This window comes from Geodermatophilus sp. SYSU D00779 (assembly GCF_054050595.1).
Window position 1 is genome coordinate 24,970 of sequence record NZ_JBJGZQ010000005.1, and the last position, 16,143, is coordinate 41,112.

The following is a 16,143-nucleotide window of genomic DNA, read 5'->3' on the forward strand; positions in this document are numbered from 1 at the left end:
CGCTGATGACGCTGGCACCGGACGTGGCGACCGACCTGACGGAGGCACTGCGCCGCGCGGGGGTCGGCGACGTCGACGACTCCGGCCTGGCCCGGGCGCTGTACTCCTCCGACGGCTCGCTGTACCGGGTGCTGCCCCGCGCGGTGGTGCGCCCGCGGCACCCCGACGAGATCGAGGCGACCCTCGCCGTCTGCCGCGAGCTCGGCGTGCCCTTCACCGCGCGGGGCGCGGGCACCTCGATCGCCGGCAACGCGGTCGGCCCGGGCGTCGTCCTCGACACCAGCCGGTACCTGTCCCGCGTGCACGGCATCGACCCCGAGGCCCGGACGGCGACCGTCGACCCCGGCGTGGTGCAGGCGGCGCTGCAGACCGCGGCCCGGCCGCACGGGCTGCGGTTCGGCCCCGACCCGAGCACGCACAACCGCTGCACGATCGGCGGCATGATCGGCAACAACGCCTGCGGGTCACGGGCCCTGGGCTACGGCCGGACGTCGGACAACGTGGTCGGCCTCGACGTCGTCACCGGCGCCGGCCGGCGGCTTCGGCTCGGGCCGGACGGCGCGGTGGGCGGCGGGGTGCTCGACGAGCTGCGCTCGCTCGTGGACGGCGAGCTGGCGGCGATCCGCACGGAGCTCGGCCGCTTCGGCCGGCAGGTGTCGGGCTACTCGCTGGAGCACCTGCTGCCCGAGCGCGGCTTCGACGTCGCCCGCGCGCTGGTCGGCAGCGAGGGCACCCTCGCGGTGGTGCTCGGCGCCACGGTCCGGCTGGTCACCGACGCCCCCTTCCGCGGCCTGGTGGTCCTCGGCTACCCGTCGATGGCCGAGGCGGCCGACGCCACCCCCGGGCTGCTGCCGCACGAGCCGACCGCCGTGGAGGGCCTCGACCAGCGGATCGTGCAGCGGCTGCGCGACGTCCCCGCGGCCGTCGTCCCGGACCTGCCCCGGGGCGACGGCTGGCTGATCGTCGAGCTGACCGGCGACAGCGTCGCCGAGGTCGAGGCCAAGGCCAAGGGCGTGCTGAGCGACGCCGGCGCGCTGGACTCGATGGTGGTCACCGACGTCGCGGAGGCCGCGGCGATCTGGCGGATCCGCGAGGACGGCGCCGGGCTGGCCGCCCGCACCTCCGACGGCCGGCCCGCGCACGCCGGCTGGGAGGACGCCGCCGTGCCGGTCGAGCAGCTGGGCGCCTACCTGCGCGAGTTCGAGGCGCTGCTGGACCGGCACGGGCTGCAGGGCGTCCCGTACGGCCACTTCGGCGACGGCTGCGTGCACGTGCGGATCGACTTCCCGCTCGGGGCCCGCTCCCCCGCCCACCCCGACCGCGGCCGCGAGGCCTACCGGGCCTTCGTGACCGACGCCGCGGCGCTGGTGGCCCGCTACGGCGGCTCGGTGTCCGGCGAGCACGGTGACGGCCGGGCGCGCAGCGAGCTGCTGTCGTCCATGTACTCGCCGCACGTGCTCGGCCTGTTCGAGCGGGTGAAGGGCCTCTTCGACCCCGACGACGTGCTCAACCCCGGCGTGCTGGTGCGCCCGGCGCGGGTCGAGGACGACATCCGGGTGGCGGCCGCGCCGCGCCGGAACACCGGCCTCGCGCTGGCCTACCGGCACGACGGCGGCGACTTCTCCGCCGCGGTGCACCGCTGCACCGGCGTCGGCAAGTGCCGCGCCGACCTGCAGGCCGGCGGCGGGGTGATGTGCCCGTCGTGGCCAGCGACGCGGGAGGAGAAGGACACCACCCGCGGCCGGGCGCGCGTGCTGCAGGAGATGCTCGCCCCGGGCGGGCCGGTGCGGGACTGGCGCTCTCCGGAGGTGCACGAGGCCCTCGACCTGTGCCTGTCGTGCAAGGGCTGCTCGCGGGACTGCCCGACCGGCGTGGACATGGCCTCCTACAAGGCCGAGGTGCTGCACCAGAGCTACCGCCGCCGGCTGCGCCCCCGCTCGCACTACACGCTGGGCTGGCTGCCCCGCTGGGCCGACGTCGCCGCCCGCGCTCCCCGGCTGGCCAACGCGGTCACCAGGTCGCGCCTCGGCGGCCGGCTGGCCAAGTGGGGCGCAGGCGTCGACCAGCGCCGCTCGCTGCCGGCGTTCGCCGACCGCACCTTCCGGCAGCAGTGGGCCGGACGACCGGCTCCGGCCGGGGACGGCCGTGGGGCGGGTGGCCGAGCAGTCGCCCTCTGGGTCGACTCGTTCACCGACCACTTCGATCCCGAGGTCGCCCTCGCCACGGCAGCCGTGCTGGAGGACGCCGGCTACCGGGTGCAGGTGCCCCCGGCCGAGGCGTGCTGCGGGCTGACCTGGATCACCACCGGCCAGCTGGACGCCGCGCGCCGCACCCTGGGCCGCACCGTCGAGCTGCTCGCCCCGCTGGTGGACGACGGCATCCCGGTCGTCGGCGTGGAGCCCTCGTGCACCGCGGTGCTGCGGCACGAGGCCTTGGAGCTGGTCGGCGGATCGGCTGCGGAGCGGGTCGCCGCGGGCGCCCGCACGCTGGCCGAGCTGCTGCGCGAGACCCCGGGCTGGACGCCGCCGTCCCTGGCCGGGGTGGAGGTCGTCGCCCAGCCGCACTGCCACCACCACGCCGTCCTCGGGTGGGCCACCGACGAGCGGCTGCTGCGCGAGGCCGGCGCCACGGTGACCCGGGTCGGCGGGTGCTGCGGGCTGGCCGGCAACTGGGGCGTCGAGCGCGGCCACCACGAGGTGTCGGTGGCGATCGCCGAGCACCAGCTGCTGCCCGCCGTCCGGGCCGCGGGGCCGGACGCCGTCGTCCTCGCCGACGGGTTCTCCTGCCGCACCCAGCTCGACCAGCTCGCCGGCCGCGAGGGCGTGCATCTGGCCCAGCTGCTCGCCCGGGCTCCCCGTGGCTGACGCCGGGTTCGACGAGCTGACCGTCGCGCAGCTGCGGCGCCGCGGCGGCCTCAAGTGGTCGCTGTTCCCCGACGCGATCGGGGCGTTCGTGGCGGAGATGGACTTCGGCACGGCGCCGGCGGTCACCGAGGCACTGCACGCGGCGGTGGACATCGCGGCCTTCGGCTACCTGCCGCCGGCGCTGCTGCAGGGCGTGTCGGAGGCGTACGCGGCGTGGTCGGCCGACCGGTACGGCTGGGCGGTGCCGCCGGAGCGGGTGCGCCCGGTGGCCGACGTCCTCGCCGGGCTGGCCGCGGCGATCGAGCACTTCTCCCGGCCGGGCAGCCCGGTCGTCCTGCCGACGCCGGCCTACATGCCCTTCCTCACGCTGCCACCGGCGTTGGGCCGCGAGGTCGTCCAGGTGCCGATGGCGCGGGACGGCGACCGGTACGTCTACGACCTCGACGCGCTCGACGCCGCGTTCCGGGCCGGCGGCCACCTGCTGGTGCTCTGCAACCCGCACAACCCGATCGGGCGGGTGCTGGAGCCCGCGGAGATGACGGCGGTCGCCGAGGTGGTGGAGCGGCACGGCGGCCGGGTGTTCTCCGACGAGATCCACGCGCCGCTTGTGTACGAGGGACACCGGCACGTCCCCTACGCCTCGCTCGGCGAGGTCCCGGCCGGGCACGCGGTCAGCGCGACCTCGGCGTCCAAGGCGTGGAACCTCCCGGGCCTGAAGTGCGCCCAGCTGGTGCTCTCCAACGACGCCGACGCCGACCTGTGGGCGCGGGTGGGCCCGCACGCCGAGCACGGCGCCTCGACCCTCGGGGTCGTGGCGAACACCGCCGCCTACACCGGCGGCGCCGGCTGGCTGGACGACGTCCTGGCGTACCTGGACGGCAACCGCCGGCTGCTGACCGACCTCGTCGCCGAGCACCTGCCCGGTGTCCGGTACACCCCGCCCGAGGGCACCTACCTGGCCTGGCTGGACTGCCGGGAGCTGGACCTGACCGAGCCGGGCGCGTTCTTCCTCGAGCGGGCCGGGGTGGCCCTGACCGACGGGTTGCTGTGCGGCGCCGCCGGTCAGCAGTTCGTCCGGCTGAACGTCGCGACCCCGCGGCCGGTGCTGGTGCAGGCCGTCGAGCAGATGGGCGCCGCGCTGGCCGCTCGCTGAGCCCGGCCGACGGGTCGTGACGGCACCCGGCGGGCCCGGATCGGGTCGGTTTCCTGTCGTACCCCACTGCCACGCTGTGCGTGTCCGGTTCGTATCGCCGGTGTCGCCACCGCAGATCGCGGCCGCCGCACCGGCGGGTCCGGGAGGAGGCGAGGACGAGGTGAGGACGTACGACCCCGCGGACAGCATCACCTACGTCCACCTGGCGCAGCGCCCCGCTGCTCCCGCGACGTCGCCGCACGCCCACGACGAGTGCCACCGGCTGCCCGCCGGCTACGCGAACGCATCCCTCCGGGCCAGGCTCGGTGGACGGCCCCTGGTCAGCGGCCGTCCGGCGCTCGCCGTCCTCCCCGGAGGATCGGCCGGGGCCGCCGACAGCGCCCCCGCAGCGCCCGCACTGCGCCTGGTCCAGTAGGGGCTCCGCAGCGGGAGGACCCGTCTGCTCCGGCGCTGGTCGCTCCCGGGACCAGGGCGGAGGACGGGCGTCCACTCGATCGGACGCGGCGCCGACGTGCCCTAGGACCCTGGGACGGGCCGCGGCCGAGGGCTTGGGTACGAGGGAGGGGGACCGACCCACGCGGACGGGCCGGGCAACGAGCCCCGACACCCTCGGGGCCTCGGTCGAGGATGGCGTTCGAGCCGGGTCCCGCGGGGGTCGTGGGGCGCAGCAGCGTTCCGGGCGCGTCCTCACCAGCATGTCGGCACGCACGAGAGGCCGCATCGATGGCGACCACCCTGCCGGCCTTGACGCCGACCGAGGACAGCCTGTTCCTGACGCTCTGCTGCAGGGCGCTGGACAACCGGTCGCCGCATCCCGTCCTCGGTGACGCGATGGCCGACGAGATCGTCCGCACGCTCGACTACGACCACGACCAGTTGCACATCGACACGAACCTCATGCTCAACGCCGCACTGCGGGCCAAGAAGCTCGACGAGGTCGCGTCCCGGTTCCTGGCTCGTCATCCCGACGGCGTCGGGCTGGACCTGGGAGCAGGGCTGGACACCCGGGTCCTGCGCATCGACCCGCCGCCCACCGTCGACTGGTACGACGTCGACACCCCCGCGGTCATCGCCGCCCGAGCGGGCTTGGTGCCGGATCGCGCGCACGCTCACGCCATCGGCGCGGACGTGACGGATCCGGACTGGCTGACCGCCGTCCCCTCGAACCGGCCCGCGGTGATCGTCGCCGACGGCCTGCTGGGGTTCCTCACCCTGGACCAGGTCGTGGCCCTGCTGAACCGGCTCACGAGCCACTTCCCCAGCGGGGAGATCGCCTTCAACAGCTATCCCCGGTTCGCGATCTGGGCCATCAAGCACACCCGCGGCACCCGGTCCGTCGCCGACCTGATCAGGTTCCCCGGCTCCGACGACCCGCACGACCCGGAGCGCTGGGACCCAGCGCTGACCCTGGTCAGGGAGGTCTTGATCCCCCGGGAGCCCGAGGTCGCCCAGTTCCCCGCAGCCCTCCGCACGTACTACCGGCTGGCCGCGCACAGCACGTCCTGGTCCCGCAAGGGGACCGTCGTGCTGCACTACCGCTTCTGAGCGGTACCCCCGGACAGCGAGCCGAGCGCTGGGGACGTCCCGAGCAGCTCCACGTGGGACCGCAGGTCGGCGCCACCGTCAGCCCTCGGGGGTTCCGTGGGACGACCCGTGCCCGACCTCTGTCTGGCGCGACACGGGGCATGGACACACCTGAGCAGGACCGCGCGCCACCGAGTGCATGCAGGACGATGCGTTGCCACGGGGAGCGATGAGTGCCCGGGCCTCGGACGGTCTCCGCAGCGGGTCCGCGGACCGGCCGTGGGACGTCCGAGCGAGGTCGCATGCAACGCGTTCTGGTCCAGCAGTGGGTCTCAGCCGATGGCATGGTCGCCGGCCCGAATGGGGAGACCGACATCTTCGACGTCGTCACCGACTTCTCCGCGTCGGACCGGCACAACACGGCGCTGCTCGACTCCGTCGACGAGGTGCTGCTGGGCAGACGCACCTACGAGGAGTTCGTCCAGTTCTGGCCCACGGCCGATGGCGAAGCGCTTGCCCCACTGATCAACGCTCTGCCCAAGACCGTCGCGTCCACCACGCTCGGCGCCGCGCCGTGGGGTGAGCACTCACCGGCGCGGATCGTCCTCGACGCCGTCGAGCACATCCGGTCGCGCCGTACGGCCGGCGCGACCGGGACCACGGTCGTGTGGGGCAGCATCACCGTGATGCGCTCTCTGCTGTGCGCCGAGCTGGTGGACGACCTCGAGCTGTTCGTGGCTCCGGTACTGCTCGGCACGGGCACGCCGTTGCTCGATCCGGCCGGGCCCTCCGTGCGTCTGACTCTGCGGGACAGCGAGACCTGGCCCGGCGGCTCGCTCCGAGCGCGTTACGCGGTCCCTGCCGCCAACCCGCTCCCACAGCCGTCGATCGGTCGCGCCGGCGGAGGCCGGGCGGAGCGACCGACAGTTCCTCCCGGGACTGGTCCGTCGTGTACGACACCATCGGCGGTCGGCTGACCCTCCACCCGTCCGCGCGGGGGACGGCCCAGCGAGGGAAGGCGCCTCGGGCCTCTGCAGTGGCGGCTCGAGGAGAGTCCCGCCCCATGCTCTGTCGCGTCGTCGTGTGACACGGCGGCTCAACCACACGGACGCCCGCGGACGTGTCCCACAGTCGGTCGCAGGGGACGGAGGGCTGCAGGGACGCCGTGCCGTCCCAACCTGTCGGAGGAAGGCACGTGCCCCCGCACGCCCCATCGACCTACGGTGATCGCCGTGTCCGCGGATCGACGGTCCCGTGCAGTGCGCAGGAGTTCTGTGCTCACCCTCGTGATCGGGATTGCACTGGTCGGGGTCCACGTCGTGCTGGAGGCCCTCGACGTGGTGGGACAGCCGACCGACATCGGAGGTGGCTCCATCCTGGTGGCGGGCTACGTCGTCACGGCTGTCGGTGCTGTCCTGGTCGGTCGCGGCCTGCTGGGGTACCGGTCCAGTCGTCGGTAGCCGACCCGGGGTGGCCCCGAGTGGGCCGCTCAGCAACAGACAGGCAGGCGGCCGCCCGAGCGGAGGACGACGGTCCGTCGGGGGTCGGGACGCGCTCCGGTCACCGGACCGACCGTGGTCGAACGTCACGAGATCCGTGCGGCCGTGACCGCGCGCCGGGCTGCAGTCAGCCGGGCAGCCCGGCCAGGAAGGCGTCCGCCTGCTCCCGCCCGGCGTCGGACAGCCGGCGGAGGAACGCGGGCCGGCGGTCCAGCTTGCTGGGCAGGTCGAGATCGAGGTCCAGGGTGATCTCACGGATCTCGATGCGCCGGTACGGGTCGCCGAGGCGGTCCGCCCACTCGTTGACCTTGCGGATAACGTACAGCTCCTGCTCCAGCGACAGGTTGCCGGCCAGCTCGTTCCGCCGGTCCGCGATGTCGCCCACCGACTTCGGCTCGGTGGCCCGGGCGCGCGGGTTGATCCGGACCACCCAGATCTCCTCGGGGCCGGCGTCGGGCAGCTGGCGCACCGGCGGGTTCTGGCTGAACAACCCGTCCCAGTAGTACCGGCCCCTCTCCTCGACGGCGCGGAAGAGCAGGGGGACGGCGGCCGAGGCCAGCACGGCGTTCACGGTGATCTCCCCGCGCCGGCTGGAGAAGGCCATGAAGTCGCCGCTGAGGACGTCGACGGCGCCGACGAGCAGCAGCGGCTGGTCCTCCGGCGGGGACTCCTGCAGCCGGGCCAGCCGATCGACGTCCACGTGGCGGGTCAGCTGGTCGGTGAAGGCGGTGCCGGCGAACCCCGGATAGGCGTAGGGACTCACCGTCGGGAGGGTCACCCGGCCCTCGAGCCGGGCGAGACCGACCAGCCAGGCGTTCGCCGCCTTGTCGCTCAGCGTGGTGGCCGCGTTGTCCTCCCAGAAGCGCTCCAGCAGCCGGCCCGCCTCGGCCGCGCCGCCGGTGAGCAGGCCGTACCAGGCCAGCAGGGCGCAGACCGCGCCACCCGAGGTGCCGGACAGCCCGACGATCCGGTGGTTCCCATCGGCCAGCAGGCGTTGCAGCACACCGCCGGTGAACGCCGTGTGGCTACCGCCGCCCTGACAGGCGATCGCGACCGTCCTCATCCGTGCCCCTCCCCCTCACACCACGGTGCACCCTTTCCCAGCCGGGCGGTTGCCGCCGCATCGGCACGTACCCGCCGGACGTGCGCCGCCCTGTCCGCCGGGTCACCGGCCCAGGTGCAGGATCACCCCACCCTCGATGACCTCGGGCGAGCGCACCGTCAGCTGGGGCAGGTTCTGCCTGACCCAGTCCGCCGCCACGCGCGTGGACTCGGTCGCCCCGGACTCGTCCTCGAAGACGCCGACGCTGAAGCCGCCGTCCGCTGTCCTCACCAGGTGGTAGCTGATGAACCCGGGCACACCCCGGATCACCTGCTCGACGTCATCGGTCCGCCGCTCCAGCTCGTCGAAGAGCTGCGACTCGCCCCTGTAGTGCCGGATGACCGCGTGCACCTCGCCCTCCCCAACAACCTCGACGGTCGACCCCAGCACGAGGTCCCAGCAGCCGGTCACCCGCTGCTGACCCCGGGCACCCGCTGGGCCGTCCGTCGTCCAGTGACTGGTCGTGACCGCGTCCGCCTCCGGGCCTCACCCCGGCAGGATGTTCTGGTTGACGTGGAAGAGGTTCCCGGGGTCGTAGCGCCTCTTCACGTCGACGAGTCGCCGGTACTTCGCCGGCCCGAAGACGCTGCGGGGGTCGAACCCGCGGTGCCCCGCCGGCTCGAGCCCCTGGAAGTCGACGTACTGGCCCCCGGTCGCGAACGGCTCCATGTCCGCGGAGAGGCCGCGGACGAACGCGATCCGGTGGGCGTCGGCCGGGTCGGGCCAGAACCCGTGGATGTCCAGCTAGAGCGGCCGTGTCGACGGACACGGCGTGCACGTCGGCGAGGTCCAGCACGACACCGTCGTCGACCGCCCCGTTGCCGGCGACGTTGTGGCCACCGCCGCGGACGGCCAGGTCCAGCCCGTGCTCCCGGACGTACGCGATGGTCGGTGCGACGTCGCGCACGTCCGCCGCGCGCACCACGGCCCAGGGACGGCGGTCCACCATCCCGTTCCACACGGCACGGGCCTCGTCGTAGCCCGGGTCATCGCGTCCGGTCACGGTGCCCGCCACGCGTGTGCGGAGATCGTCCAGCTCGGGTCGCAGCGTCGATGTGGTCATGGAACGCCCTCGTCCGGCCAGGCCATCGCAGGCCACCATGCTCAGCCAGGCGTCGAGTGCGGGTCCAGAGGACAAGGGCCTGTCCGGGGTGCACCGCTCCGGTGCTGGCCGCCCCGGACCGACCGGACCAGCGGGCTCGCGTGCGCCTGGAGGGGCCCGCACCGGCTCTCCCGTCCTCACGTGCTCGGCGGGGCGCCGGTCGGCGGGGTGCCCCCAGGGCCCCCACCGGGCGGCGGGCCACCCGGAGCACCGGAGGGCGCGCCGTCGCCGCCCATCCCACCGCCGGTCGGGGTCGTGGCGGTGTCGACGCCGACGGCGAGGCGCACGGTGTAGCCGCTGGTGACGTTCCCGGTCACGGTGGCCAGCTGACTCGCGCCGCCGTCGTCCCCGAAGACGTTGTCGCCGCTCAGGCTGACCCGCGACAGGTTGCTCACCGACGCCTCGTAGCCGGCGGTCGCGTAGACCGCCTCGCAGACGTCCTGCGGCAACGCGACCTGCGAGGTGGCGACGGCGTTCGTCGAGTCGGTGGTGCTGCCCTGGTCCGGGTAGACCTCGACGTGGATGTGCGGCCAGCGCCCGTCGTAGCAGGCCGGGAAGACGCTGGTGAAGCGGACCAGACCGTCGGCGTCGGCGACCTGCACGCCGCGCAGGTAGTTCTGGTCCTCGAGACCTGCGGAGTACAGCGAGTAGCCGCCTTCGCGGGTGCAGTGCCAGACGTAGACCGCGACGCCCTCGAACGGCACCCCGCCGTCGGCGAGGTCGGAGACGGTCAGCTCCAGGGTCATCGGCACGCCCTCGGCGGTGCCGCTGTACTCCCCGAAGCTGGACCGGATGTCGCTGCGCACGATGCCGCTCTGCTCCAGCACGTCCGGCCCGTTGGAGCCGTCGCCCGGGTAGGGACCGGCGGTCTCGTCGGGGATCTCGCCCACCGAGGACGCGGCGGAGGACGACGACGCCGACGAGCTCGTCGACCCGCCCGCGCCGCAGGCCGCCAGCCCCACCGATGCCGCACCCAGGCCGAGGACGGCCAGCAGCCCGCGGCGGCTGAGCAGGGTGCCGACGTCGAAGCCGAGCCCCTGGTCGACCAGTTCCTCGTCGGGCCGGGGCAGTGGCCGCCCCTCGTAGGTGGGCGTCCGGTCCGGTCGGGGGTGCTGCACGGAGTACTCCAGAGGTCGTCGTCGCTACTGACAGCGACCGTAGGACTCGCCTCCGCGCAGGAACTGGACGTCGCCTGGGAGTTCGCTGCACTCAGCGCAGCTGCAGCCGGTAGCTCCCGGCGCCGACCGTCGACCCGGCGCTCGCCCGGACGTGCTGAGGTCCGAGGAGTTCCAGGGCTCCCGGCACCTCGTCCACCACCACGGCGTCGGCGCCGGCCTCGAGCAGCACACCGGCCGAGGCCGGCGCGGGGCACCACACCACGAGCTGCCGACCGGCGCCGTGGACGAACGGCAGCGCCCCGGCGACGGTTGCCGGTTCGACCGCCTCCGAGCCACGGTCCGCGAGCGATCCCACGTGCAGCCCGAGGACGTCGACGTCCATGTGCGCACAGGCGGCCACCGCGACGTCCAGGGGGAAGCGGTGCCAGGTGAGCCAACCCAGCGGCAGCGAGGGCTCCTGGCTGCGCAGCCGCTGCAGCGCCGTCGGGTCGAACGACGTGACCAGCAGCGGGCGGCGACGCGCCTCGGCGGTCACGACGGGCGCGAGCAGGGCAGCGGTGGTGCGCGACGGCGGTCGCAGGCTGTCGTCCATCGCGGGCTTGAGGTCCACGTCCACCCCGACCTCGAGGGGCAGCTGCTCCAGCAGCGTGTGCAGCCGGAGCGTGCCGCGCCGGTCGGCCTCCGCCGCGCTGACGTCGGCCACGCGGGTGCCGTCCGGGTACACCTCGTCGTGCCCCACCACCAGGACGTCGTCCGCCGTCCGCCGGACGTCGGCCTCCACCCAGGTCGCCCCCAGCGCGGCCGCCGCCGTGAACGACCCCAGGGTGTTCTCCCGGTGGCCGCGGACGACCCCGCAGCCCAGGCCCCGGTGCCCGATGACCGCCGGGTCGGCGCCGAACACGCGGCGCGTCGGGCGCGGGGACACGGTGCGCACCGTCTCGTGCCCGCTGCGGGGGCTCGGCACCCCGATGTGCGTCATGAGCGGTGTCCCCCTGTGTGGGACGAGGCCTCGCAGGCCGTGCCCACCCATTCCACCGCCCCGGACGGGGCGCGTCGATGGGCAACGGCACCGATTCGTCCGCGCCTTCCGGTCAGTGACGGAGTGCGCGCACCAACCGGCGGACGCCGGTGTACGTCACCGCGGCGCCGGCCACCCACGGTCCGGCCACGACCACCGGGTCGAGGACGTGGTGCCGGGCGTCGGACCGCCCGCGGCGCGAACGCAGCCCGCCGTGGGTGAACTCGGCCTCCACGCCCGTCTCGGTCACCGGGTTGTCCGGGTGCAGCGTGGCGAACGAGCGCAGGTGGCTGCCCCAGGCGTCGACCCGGTCACCGACGATCAGCAGCAGCCAGTGCGCCAGCCGGCCCTCGCTGAAGCGGCGGTAGGCGAGCTTGCGGATCGCCCCGGACAGCCCCCTCAGCGGTTGGGCGGTGCCGAAGACCGGGGTGACGAAGGCGTGCTCGATCGACCGCTCCCGCGGCTCCCTCTCGGGCTGCCGCTCCGGGAAGTCCCAGTGCGCGCCGGTGGTGTCCGGCGCGTAGTGCAGCCTGGGGTGCGACGGCCGGTCGGCGGGGTCGAGGTCGACCCCCCAGCCGGGGATCCGGGCCCGCAACTGCTCACGGGTCTCGCGGGGCGGTCGCTTGTCCCGGACGTAGGCGCTCGGGATCTCCGGGTCGGTCATCGTTCCTCCTCGCTCAGGCCGCGTCGGGCAGGACCAGCGGCTTGATGCAGCCGTCGAGCTTCGCGGAGAACACGTGGTAGGCCTCGGCGATGTGCTCCAGCGGGAACCGGTGGGTGACCATCGCCCGCGGCGTCAGGTGGCCGTTGCGCACGTGCTCGAACATCCGCGGCCACTGCCGCTTCACCGGCGTCTGGTTCATCCGCAGGGTGAGCCCCTTGTTGAGCGCGTCGCCGAACTTCACCGCGTTCGGGATCGGCCCGTAGGCCCCGACGACCGAGATGGTGCCGCCCTTGCGCGCCCCGTCGATCGCCCAGTTCAGCGCGACCGGGGAGCCGCCCTGCAGCTTGAGCTTGGTCCCGGTCACCTGCTGCAGGAGGTTGCCGTCGGCCTCCGCGCCCGCCGCCTCGATCACCACGTCGGCACCGAGGAAGTCGGTCTGCTTCTTCAGCTCGACCACCACGTCGTCGTGCTCGTCGTAGTCGAGGGTCTCGGCGTGGGCCATGGTCCGCGCCTTCTCGAGCCGCTCCTGCAGGTGGTCGACGACGATCACCCGGCCCGCGCCCATCAACCACGAGGACTGGGCGGCGATCAGGCCGACCGGCCCGGCGCCGAGGACGACGACCGTGTCACCCTCCGCGATCTCCCCGAGCTGCGCGCCGAAGTACCCGGTCGCGGCGGCGTCGGTCAGCAGGACGGCGTCCTCGTCGTGCATCCAGTCGGGGATCCGCACCGGACCGACGTCGGCGAACGGGACGCGCACGTACTGCGCCTGGCCGCCGTCGTAGCCGCCGGTGGTGTGCGAGTAGCCGTAGATGCCGCCGACCGCCGTGGCGTTCGGGTTGACGTTGTGGCAGTTGGAGTACAGCTCGCGGGCGCAGAACCAGCACGATCCGCAGGAGATGTTGAAGGGCACCATCACCCGGTCGCCGACCTGCAGGTTCCGCACCGAGGACCCGACCTGCTCCACGACCCCGATGAACTCGTGGCCGAACGTGTGCCCGATCCGCGTGTCCGGCATGAGGCCGTGGTAGAGGTGCAGGTCCGAGCCGCAGATCGCGGCCAGCGTGACCCGCACGATCGCGTCGTTCGGGTGCTCGACGGCGGGGACGTCCTTCTCCTCGACCCGCACCTTGTAGGGACCTCGGTACACCATGGCCCGCATCGCAGGACCTCCTCGCACTCGCGGGTGGCGGAGCGACCGCTCCCCGTCCGCCGGGAACGGTCCCGGCCTCCTCCGCACCCTGACCGACCCGCCGGCCGGCGGCCAGTCGGGACCCCGGGCGCCGGTTCCCCCGGACGGGTGAGGCCGGCCGGACGGCGCTGGAGGACCCCGGGTTGCCGGCCGAGGACAGCTGCATGGTCACCGCACTGCACGAGCGGCTCGTCGCGGCCCTCCCCCAGGGGCGGCACCTGCCCGAGGAGGTGTGGAGCCGGCGTCACCGGGCCGTCCTCCGGGTGGCCGCCGCGCAGGCGGGAGGCCTGGGTGTCATGGCGCTGCTGCTCGACCGGTCACCGCTGACCGCCCTGCTGCTCACGCTGGCGGTCGTCTACCCGCTGGTGTTCACGGTGCTGCCCGGGGCCGGTCGCGGGCTGCGCTCGGCGGCGGCCACGGCGTCCCTGCTCACCGCCTCGGTGGTCCTGGTCTACCTGATGGAGGGTCTCACCGAGGCGCACTTCCACTTCTTCGTCATGGTCGGCCTCGCGGCGCTGTACCAGAACTGGGTGCCCTTCGGGATGGCGCTGGCCGTCGTCCTCGCCCACCACGGCGTCGTCGGCACGCTGTTCCCGCACTCGGTGTTCGGGCACGCCAGCGCGCAGCACTCGCCGTGGACGTGGACGCTCGTGCACGGCGCCTTCGTGCTGGCCGCGAGCCTGGCCCACCTCGCCGCCTGGCGGCTCAACGAGCAGCAGGGGCTGCGCGACCCGCTCACGGGCCTGGCCAACCGCACCCTGCTGCTGGAGACCACCGCCCGGATGCTGGCCCGGCGCCCGGGCGCCACGAGCGTGCTGTTCCTCGACCTCGACGACTTCAAGGACGTCAACGACTCCCGCGGGCACGCCGTCGGCGACCAGCTGCTGACCACGGTCAGCCGGCGGATCGAGGGCTGCGTGCGCTCGGTCGACCAGGTGGCCCGGCTCGGCGGCGACGAGTTCGCCGTCGTGGTCGCCGGCTCCGCGCGCACGGCCGCGGAGGTCGGCGAGCGCGTGCTGGCCGCCCTGGCCGACCCGGTCGTCGTCGACGGCCGGGCGATCCACGTGCGGGTGAGCATCGGCGTCGCCGACTCCACCTCCGCCGGGGACCGCTCCGCGGGCACGCTGCTGCGCAACGCCGACCTGGCGATGTACCTGGCCAAGTCCTCCGGCAAGAACCGCGTGGTCGTCTACGCGGAGGGCATGGAGCGGGCCGCCCAGACCAAGGCCGAGCTGATCACCGACCTCGACTCCGCCGTCGCCGAGGGCCAGCTCGTCGTCCACTACCAGCCGACCATCGAGCTGGGTGGAGGCGTGACCACCGGCTACGAGGCGCTGCTGCGCTGGGAGCACCCCACCCGCGGGCTGGTCCCCCCGATGGAGTTCATCCCGCTGGCCGAGGAGAGCGGCGCCATCGTCGAGATCGGCCGCTGGGTGCTCACCGAGGCGACCGGGCAGGCGGCCCGGTGGTCGCGGGAGGCCGGCCGGCCGATCGACGTCGCGGTCAACCTCTCGCCGCGCCAGCTGCTCGACGACGACGTGGTGGCCACCGTGCGCGCGGCGCTGGCCGGCAGCGGGCTGCCCGCGGGACAGCTGACCCTCGAAGTGACCGAGGGCGTGCTCATCGACGACGTGGAGTCGGTGGTCGACGTCCTCCGGGCGCTGCGCGGCCTGGGCGTCCGCATCGCCATCGACGACTTCGGCACCGGCTACTCGAGCCTGTCCTACCTGCGCCGCCTGCCCGCGGACGTCGTGAAGATCGACCGCAGCTTCGTGCAGGACCTGGGCTCCGGTGGGCGGTCGACCACCCTGGTGGCCTCGATCATCGAGCTGGCCCGCAGCCTGGAGCTCGAGGTGGTCGCCGAGGGCGTCGAGACCGAGGAGCAGCACGCCGTCCTCGGCCGCCTGGCCTGCTCGCACGCGCAGGGCTACCTCTTCGGCCGTCCCCAGCCGGCCGCCGTCCAGGGCCCGAGCACCTCCGTGGAGGTGCCGCTGACCCGTCCGGAGGCGCTGCTCGCGGCCCGGTCCTGACCGGCCCCGGTCAGGACGGACGGTCCCCGACGGCGACCGGCCGGTCCGGGTCGGCGCTGTACTGCGACCACGAACCCGGGTAGAGCCGCCCCTGCGGCAGGCCGGCCAGCTCCAGCGCGAGCAGGTTGTGGCAGGCGGTCACCCCGGAGCCGCAGTAGGACACCACGTCGCTGTCGGCGGTGACCCCGGCCGCGGCGAAGGTCGCGCGCAGCTGCTCGACCGGCAGGAAGCGGCCGTCGGCGTCGAGGTTGGCCCGGCACGGCACGTTGACCGCGCCGGGCACGTGCCCGGCGCGCGGGTCCACCGGCTCCCGGTCCCCGCGGTAGCGCTCGGGATCGCGCGCGTCGAGCACCACCGCGGCCGGGTCGAGGGCGTCGTCGACCCCGGCCAGCCGCTCCGCGGGCCACGGGCGTGCGGTGAACACCGCCGGGGCCCGCTGCGGGACGGCTCGCTCCAGCGGCCCGTCCCACGCCGCCGCACCCCCGTCGAGCAGGGCCGCGTCGTGCCCGGTCACCCGCAGCATCCAGACCAGCCGGGCGGCGACCACCCCGCCGGCGTCGTCGTAGGCCACCACGGGGTCGTCGTCCCCGATGCCGAGCGCGGCCATGCCCTCGGCGAAGACCTCCGGCTCCGGCAGCGGGTGCCGCCCCGCGTCGGGCCCGGCGTGCGCGGCCAGCCAGCGGTCCAGGTCGACGAAGACCGCGCCCGGCAGGTGACCGGCGTCGTAGGCGGCCCGGCCGGACCGGCCGTCGAGGTACCAGCGGACGTCGGCCAGGACGACCTCGTCGCGGTGCTCACGCAGCCAGGAGACGTCGACGACAGGAGGCAGCACGGCGGCGACCCTACGACCGCGTCGACGCGCACCGGTCGGGCGGGC

Annotated in this window: 15 protein-coding genes and 1 pseudogene; 7 read left to right on the forward strand and 9 right to left on the reverse strand. The window is 74.3% G+C overall.

Annotated features, from left to right (window positions below; all coding sequences use genetic code 11):
• Nucleotides 1-5 precede the first annotated feature (5 nt).
• The 6 genes from ACI79G_RS04895 (at nucleotide 6) to ACI79G_RS04920 (ending at nucleotide 7,001) form a co-directional block, all read left to right on the forward strand.
• On the forward strand, nucleotides 6-2,864 hold the full coding sequence (locus tag ACI79G_RS04895) for an FAD-binding and (Fe-S)-binding domain-containing protein (RefSeq protein WP_456880023.1): 2,859 nt from the start codon (nucleotides 6-8) through the stop codon (nucleotides 2,862-2,864).
• On the forward strand, nucleotides 2,857-4,017 hold the full coding sequence (locus ACI79G_RS04900; RefSeq protein WP_456880024.1) for a MalY/PatB family protein: 1,161 nt from the start codon (nucleotides 2,857-2,859) through the stop codon (nucleotides 4,015-4,017). Before ACI79G_RS04895 ends, ACI79G_RS04900 begins: the two co-directional genes overlap by 8 nt.
• Before the next feature lie 160 nt (nucleotides 4,018-4,177).
• Complete coding sequence (locus ACI79G_RS04905) at nucleotides 4,178-4,432, forward strand: hypothetical protein (protein WP_456880025.1); 255 nt, start codon at nucleotides 4,178-4,180, stop codon at nucleotides 4,430-4,432.
• Nucleotides 4,433-4,761: 329 nt separating this feature from the next.
• Nucleotides 4,762-5,562 (forward strand): class I SAM-dependent methyltransferase, encoded by an 801-nt coding sequence (locus ACI79G_RS04910; protein WP_456880026.1) that lies wholly within the window; start codon nucleotides 4,762-4,764, stop codon nucleotides 5,560-5,562.
• A gap of 281 nt (nucleotides 5,563-5,843) precedes the next feature.
• The gene (locus ACI79G_RS04915; RefSeq protein ID WP_456880027.1) at nucleotides 5,844-6,518 is read left to right on the forward strand and encodes a dihydrofolate reductase family protein; all 675 of its coding nucleotides are present in this window, start codon (nucleotides 5,844-5,846) and stop codon (nucleotides 6,516-6,518) included.
• A 297-nt stretch (nucleotides 6,519-6,815) separates the two neighbouring features.
• Nucleotides 6,816-7,001, forward strand: coding sequence for a hypothetical protein (locus tag ACI79G_RS04920; RefSeq protein ID WP_456880028.1), 186 nt, complete (start codon nucleotides 6,816-6,818; stop codon nucleotides 6,999-7,001).
• 166 nt (nucleotides 7,002-7,167) lie between these two features.
• Here ACI79G_RS04920 and ACI79G_RS04925 read toward each other — a convergent pair whose 3' ends face one another.
• The 8 genes and pseudogenes from ACI79G_RS04925 to ACI79G_RS04960 all read right to left on the reverse strand — a co-directional run bounded on the left by ACI79G_RS04925 (nucleotide 7,168) and on the right by ACI79G_RS04960 (nucleotide 13,206).
• The gene (locus tag ACI79G_RS04925) at nucleotides 7,168-8,103 is read right to left on the reverse strand and encodes a patatin-like phospholipase family protein (RefSeq protein ID WP_456880029.1); all 936 of its coding nucleotides are present in this window, start codon (nucleotides 8,101-8,103) and stop codon (nucleotides 7,168-7,170) included.
• 102 nt (nucleotides 8,104-8,205) lie between these two features.
• Nucleotides 8,206-8,553, reverse strand: coding sequence for a hypothetical protein (locus tag ACI79G_RS04930; RefSeq protein WP_456880030.1), 348 nt, complete (start codon nucleotides 8,551-8,553; stop codon nucleotides 8,206-8,208).
• A 75-nt stretch (nucleotides 8,554-8,628) separates the two neighbouring features.
• On the reverse strand, nucleotides 8,629-8,811 hold the full coding sequence (locus ACI79G_RS04935) for a BBE domain-containing protein (RefSeq protein WP_456880031.1): 183 nt from the start codon (nucleotides 8,809-8,811) through the stop codon (nucleotides 8,629-8,631).
• Nucleotides 8,812-8,908: 97 nt separating this feature from the next.
• A pseudogene (locus tag ACI79G_RS04940) lies at nucleotides 8,909-9,244 on the reverse strand (FAD-binding oxidoreductase); the annotation flags it as partial.
• Nucleotides 9,245-9,381: 137 nt separating this feature from the next.
• Nucleotides 9,382-10,362, reverse strand: a complete 981-nt coding sequence (locus tag ACI79G_RS04945; protein ID WP_456880032.1) for an intradiol ring-cleavage dioxygenase — start codon at nucleotides 10,360-10,362, stop codon at nucleotides 9,382-9,384.
• 91 nt (nucleotides 10,363-10,453) lie between these two features.
• Complete coding sequence (locus ACI79G_RS04950) at nucleotides 10,454-11,341, reverse strand: glycerophosphodiester phosphodiesterase (protein ID WP_456880033.1); 888 nt, start codon at nucleotides 11,339-11,341, stop codon at nucleotides 10,454-10,456.
• Between the two features lie 112 nt (nucleotides 11,342-11,453).
• The gene (locus ACI79G_RS04955; protein WP_456880034.1) at nucleotides 11,454-12,044 is read right to left on the reverse strand and encodes a hypothetical protein; all 591 of its coding nucleotides are present in this window, start codon (nucleotides 12,042-12,044) and stop codon (nucleotides 11,454-11,456) included.
• Between the two features lie 13 nt (nucleotides 12,045-12,057).
• The gene (locus ACI79G_RS04960; protein WP_456880035.1) at nucleotides 12,058-13,206 is read right to left on the reverse strand and encodes a zinc-dependent alcohol dehydrogenase; all 1,149 of its coding nucleotides are present in this window, start codon (nucleotides 13,204-13,206) and stop codon (nucleotides 12,058-12,060) included.
• A 194-nt stretch (nucleotides 13,207-13,400) separates the two neighbouring features.
• On the opposite strand from ACI79G_RS04960, the gene ACI79G_RS04965 reads away from it, so the two are divergent.
• Nucleotides 13,401-15,266, forward strand: coding sequence for a putative bifunctional diguanylate cyclase/phosphodiesterase (locus ACI79G_RS04965; RefSeq protein WP_456880036.1), 1,866 nt, complete (start codon nucleotides 13,401-13,403; stop codon nucleotides 15,264-15,266).
• Between the two features lie 10 nt (nucleotides 15,267-15,276).
• On the opposite strand, the gene ACI79G_RS04970 is transcribed toward ACI79G_RS04965, so the two are convergent.
• Nucleotides 15,277-16,098, reverse strand: a complete 822-nt coding sequence (locus tag ACI79G_RS04970; RefSeq protein ID WP_456880037.1) for a sulfurtransferase — start codon at nucleotides 16,096-16,098, stop codon at nucleotides 15,277-15,279.
• Between the last annotated feature and the right edge of the window lie 45 nt (nucleotides 16,099-16,143).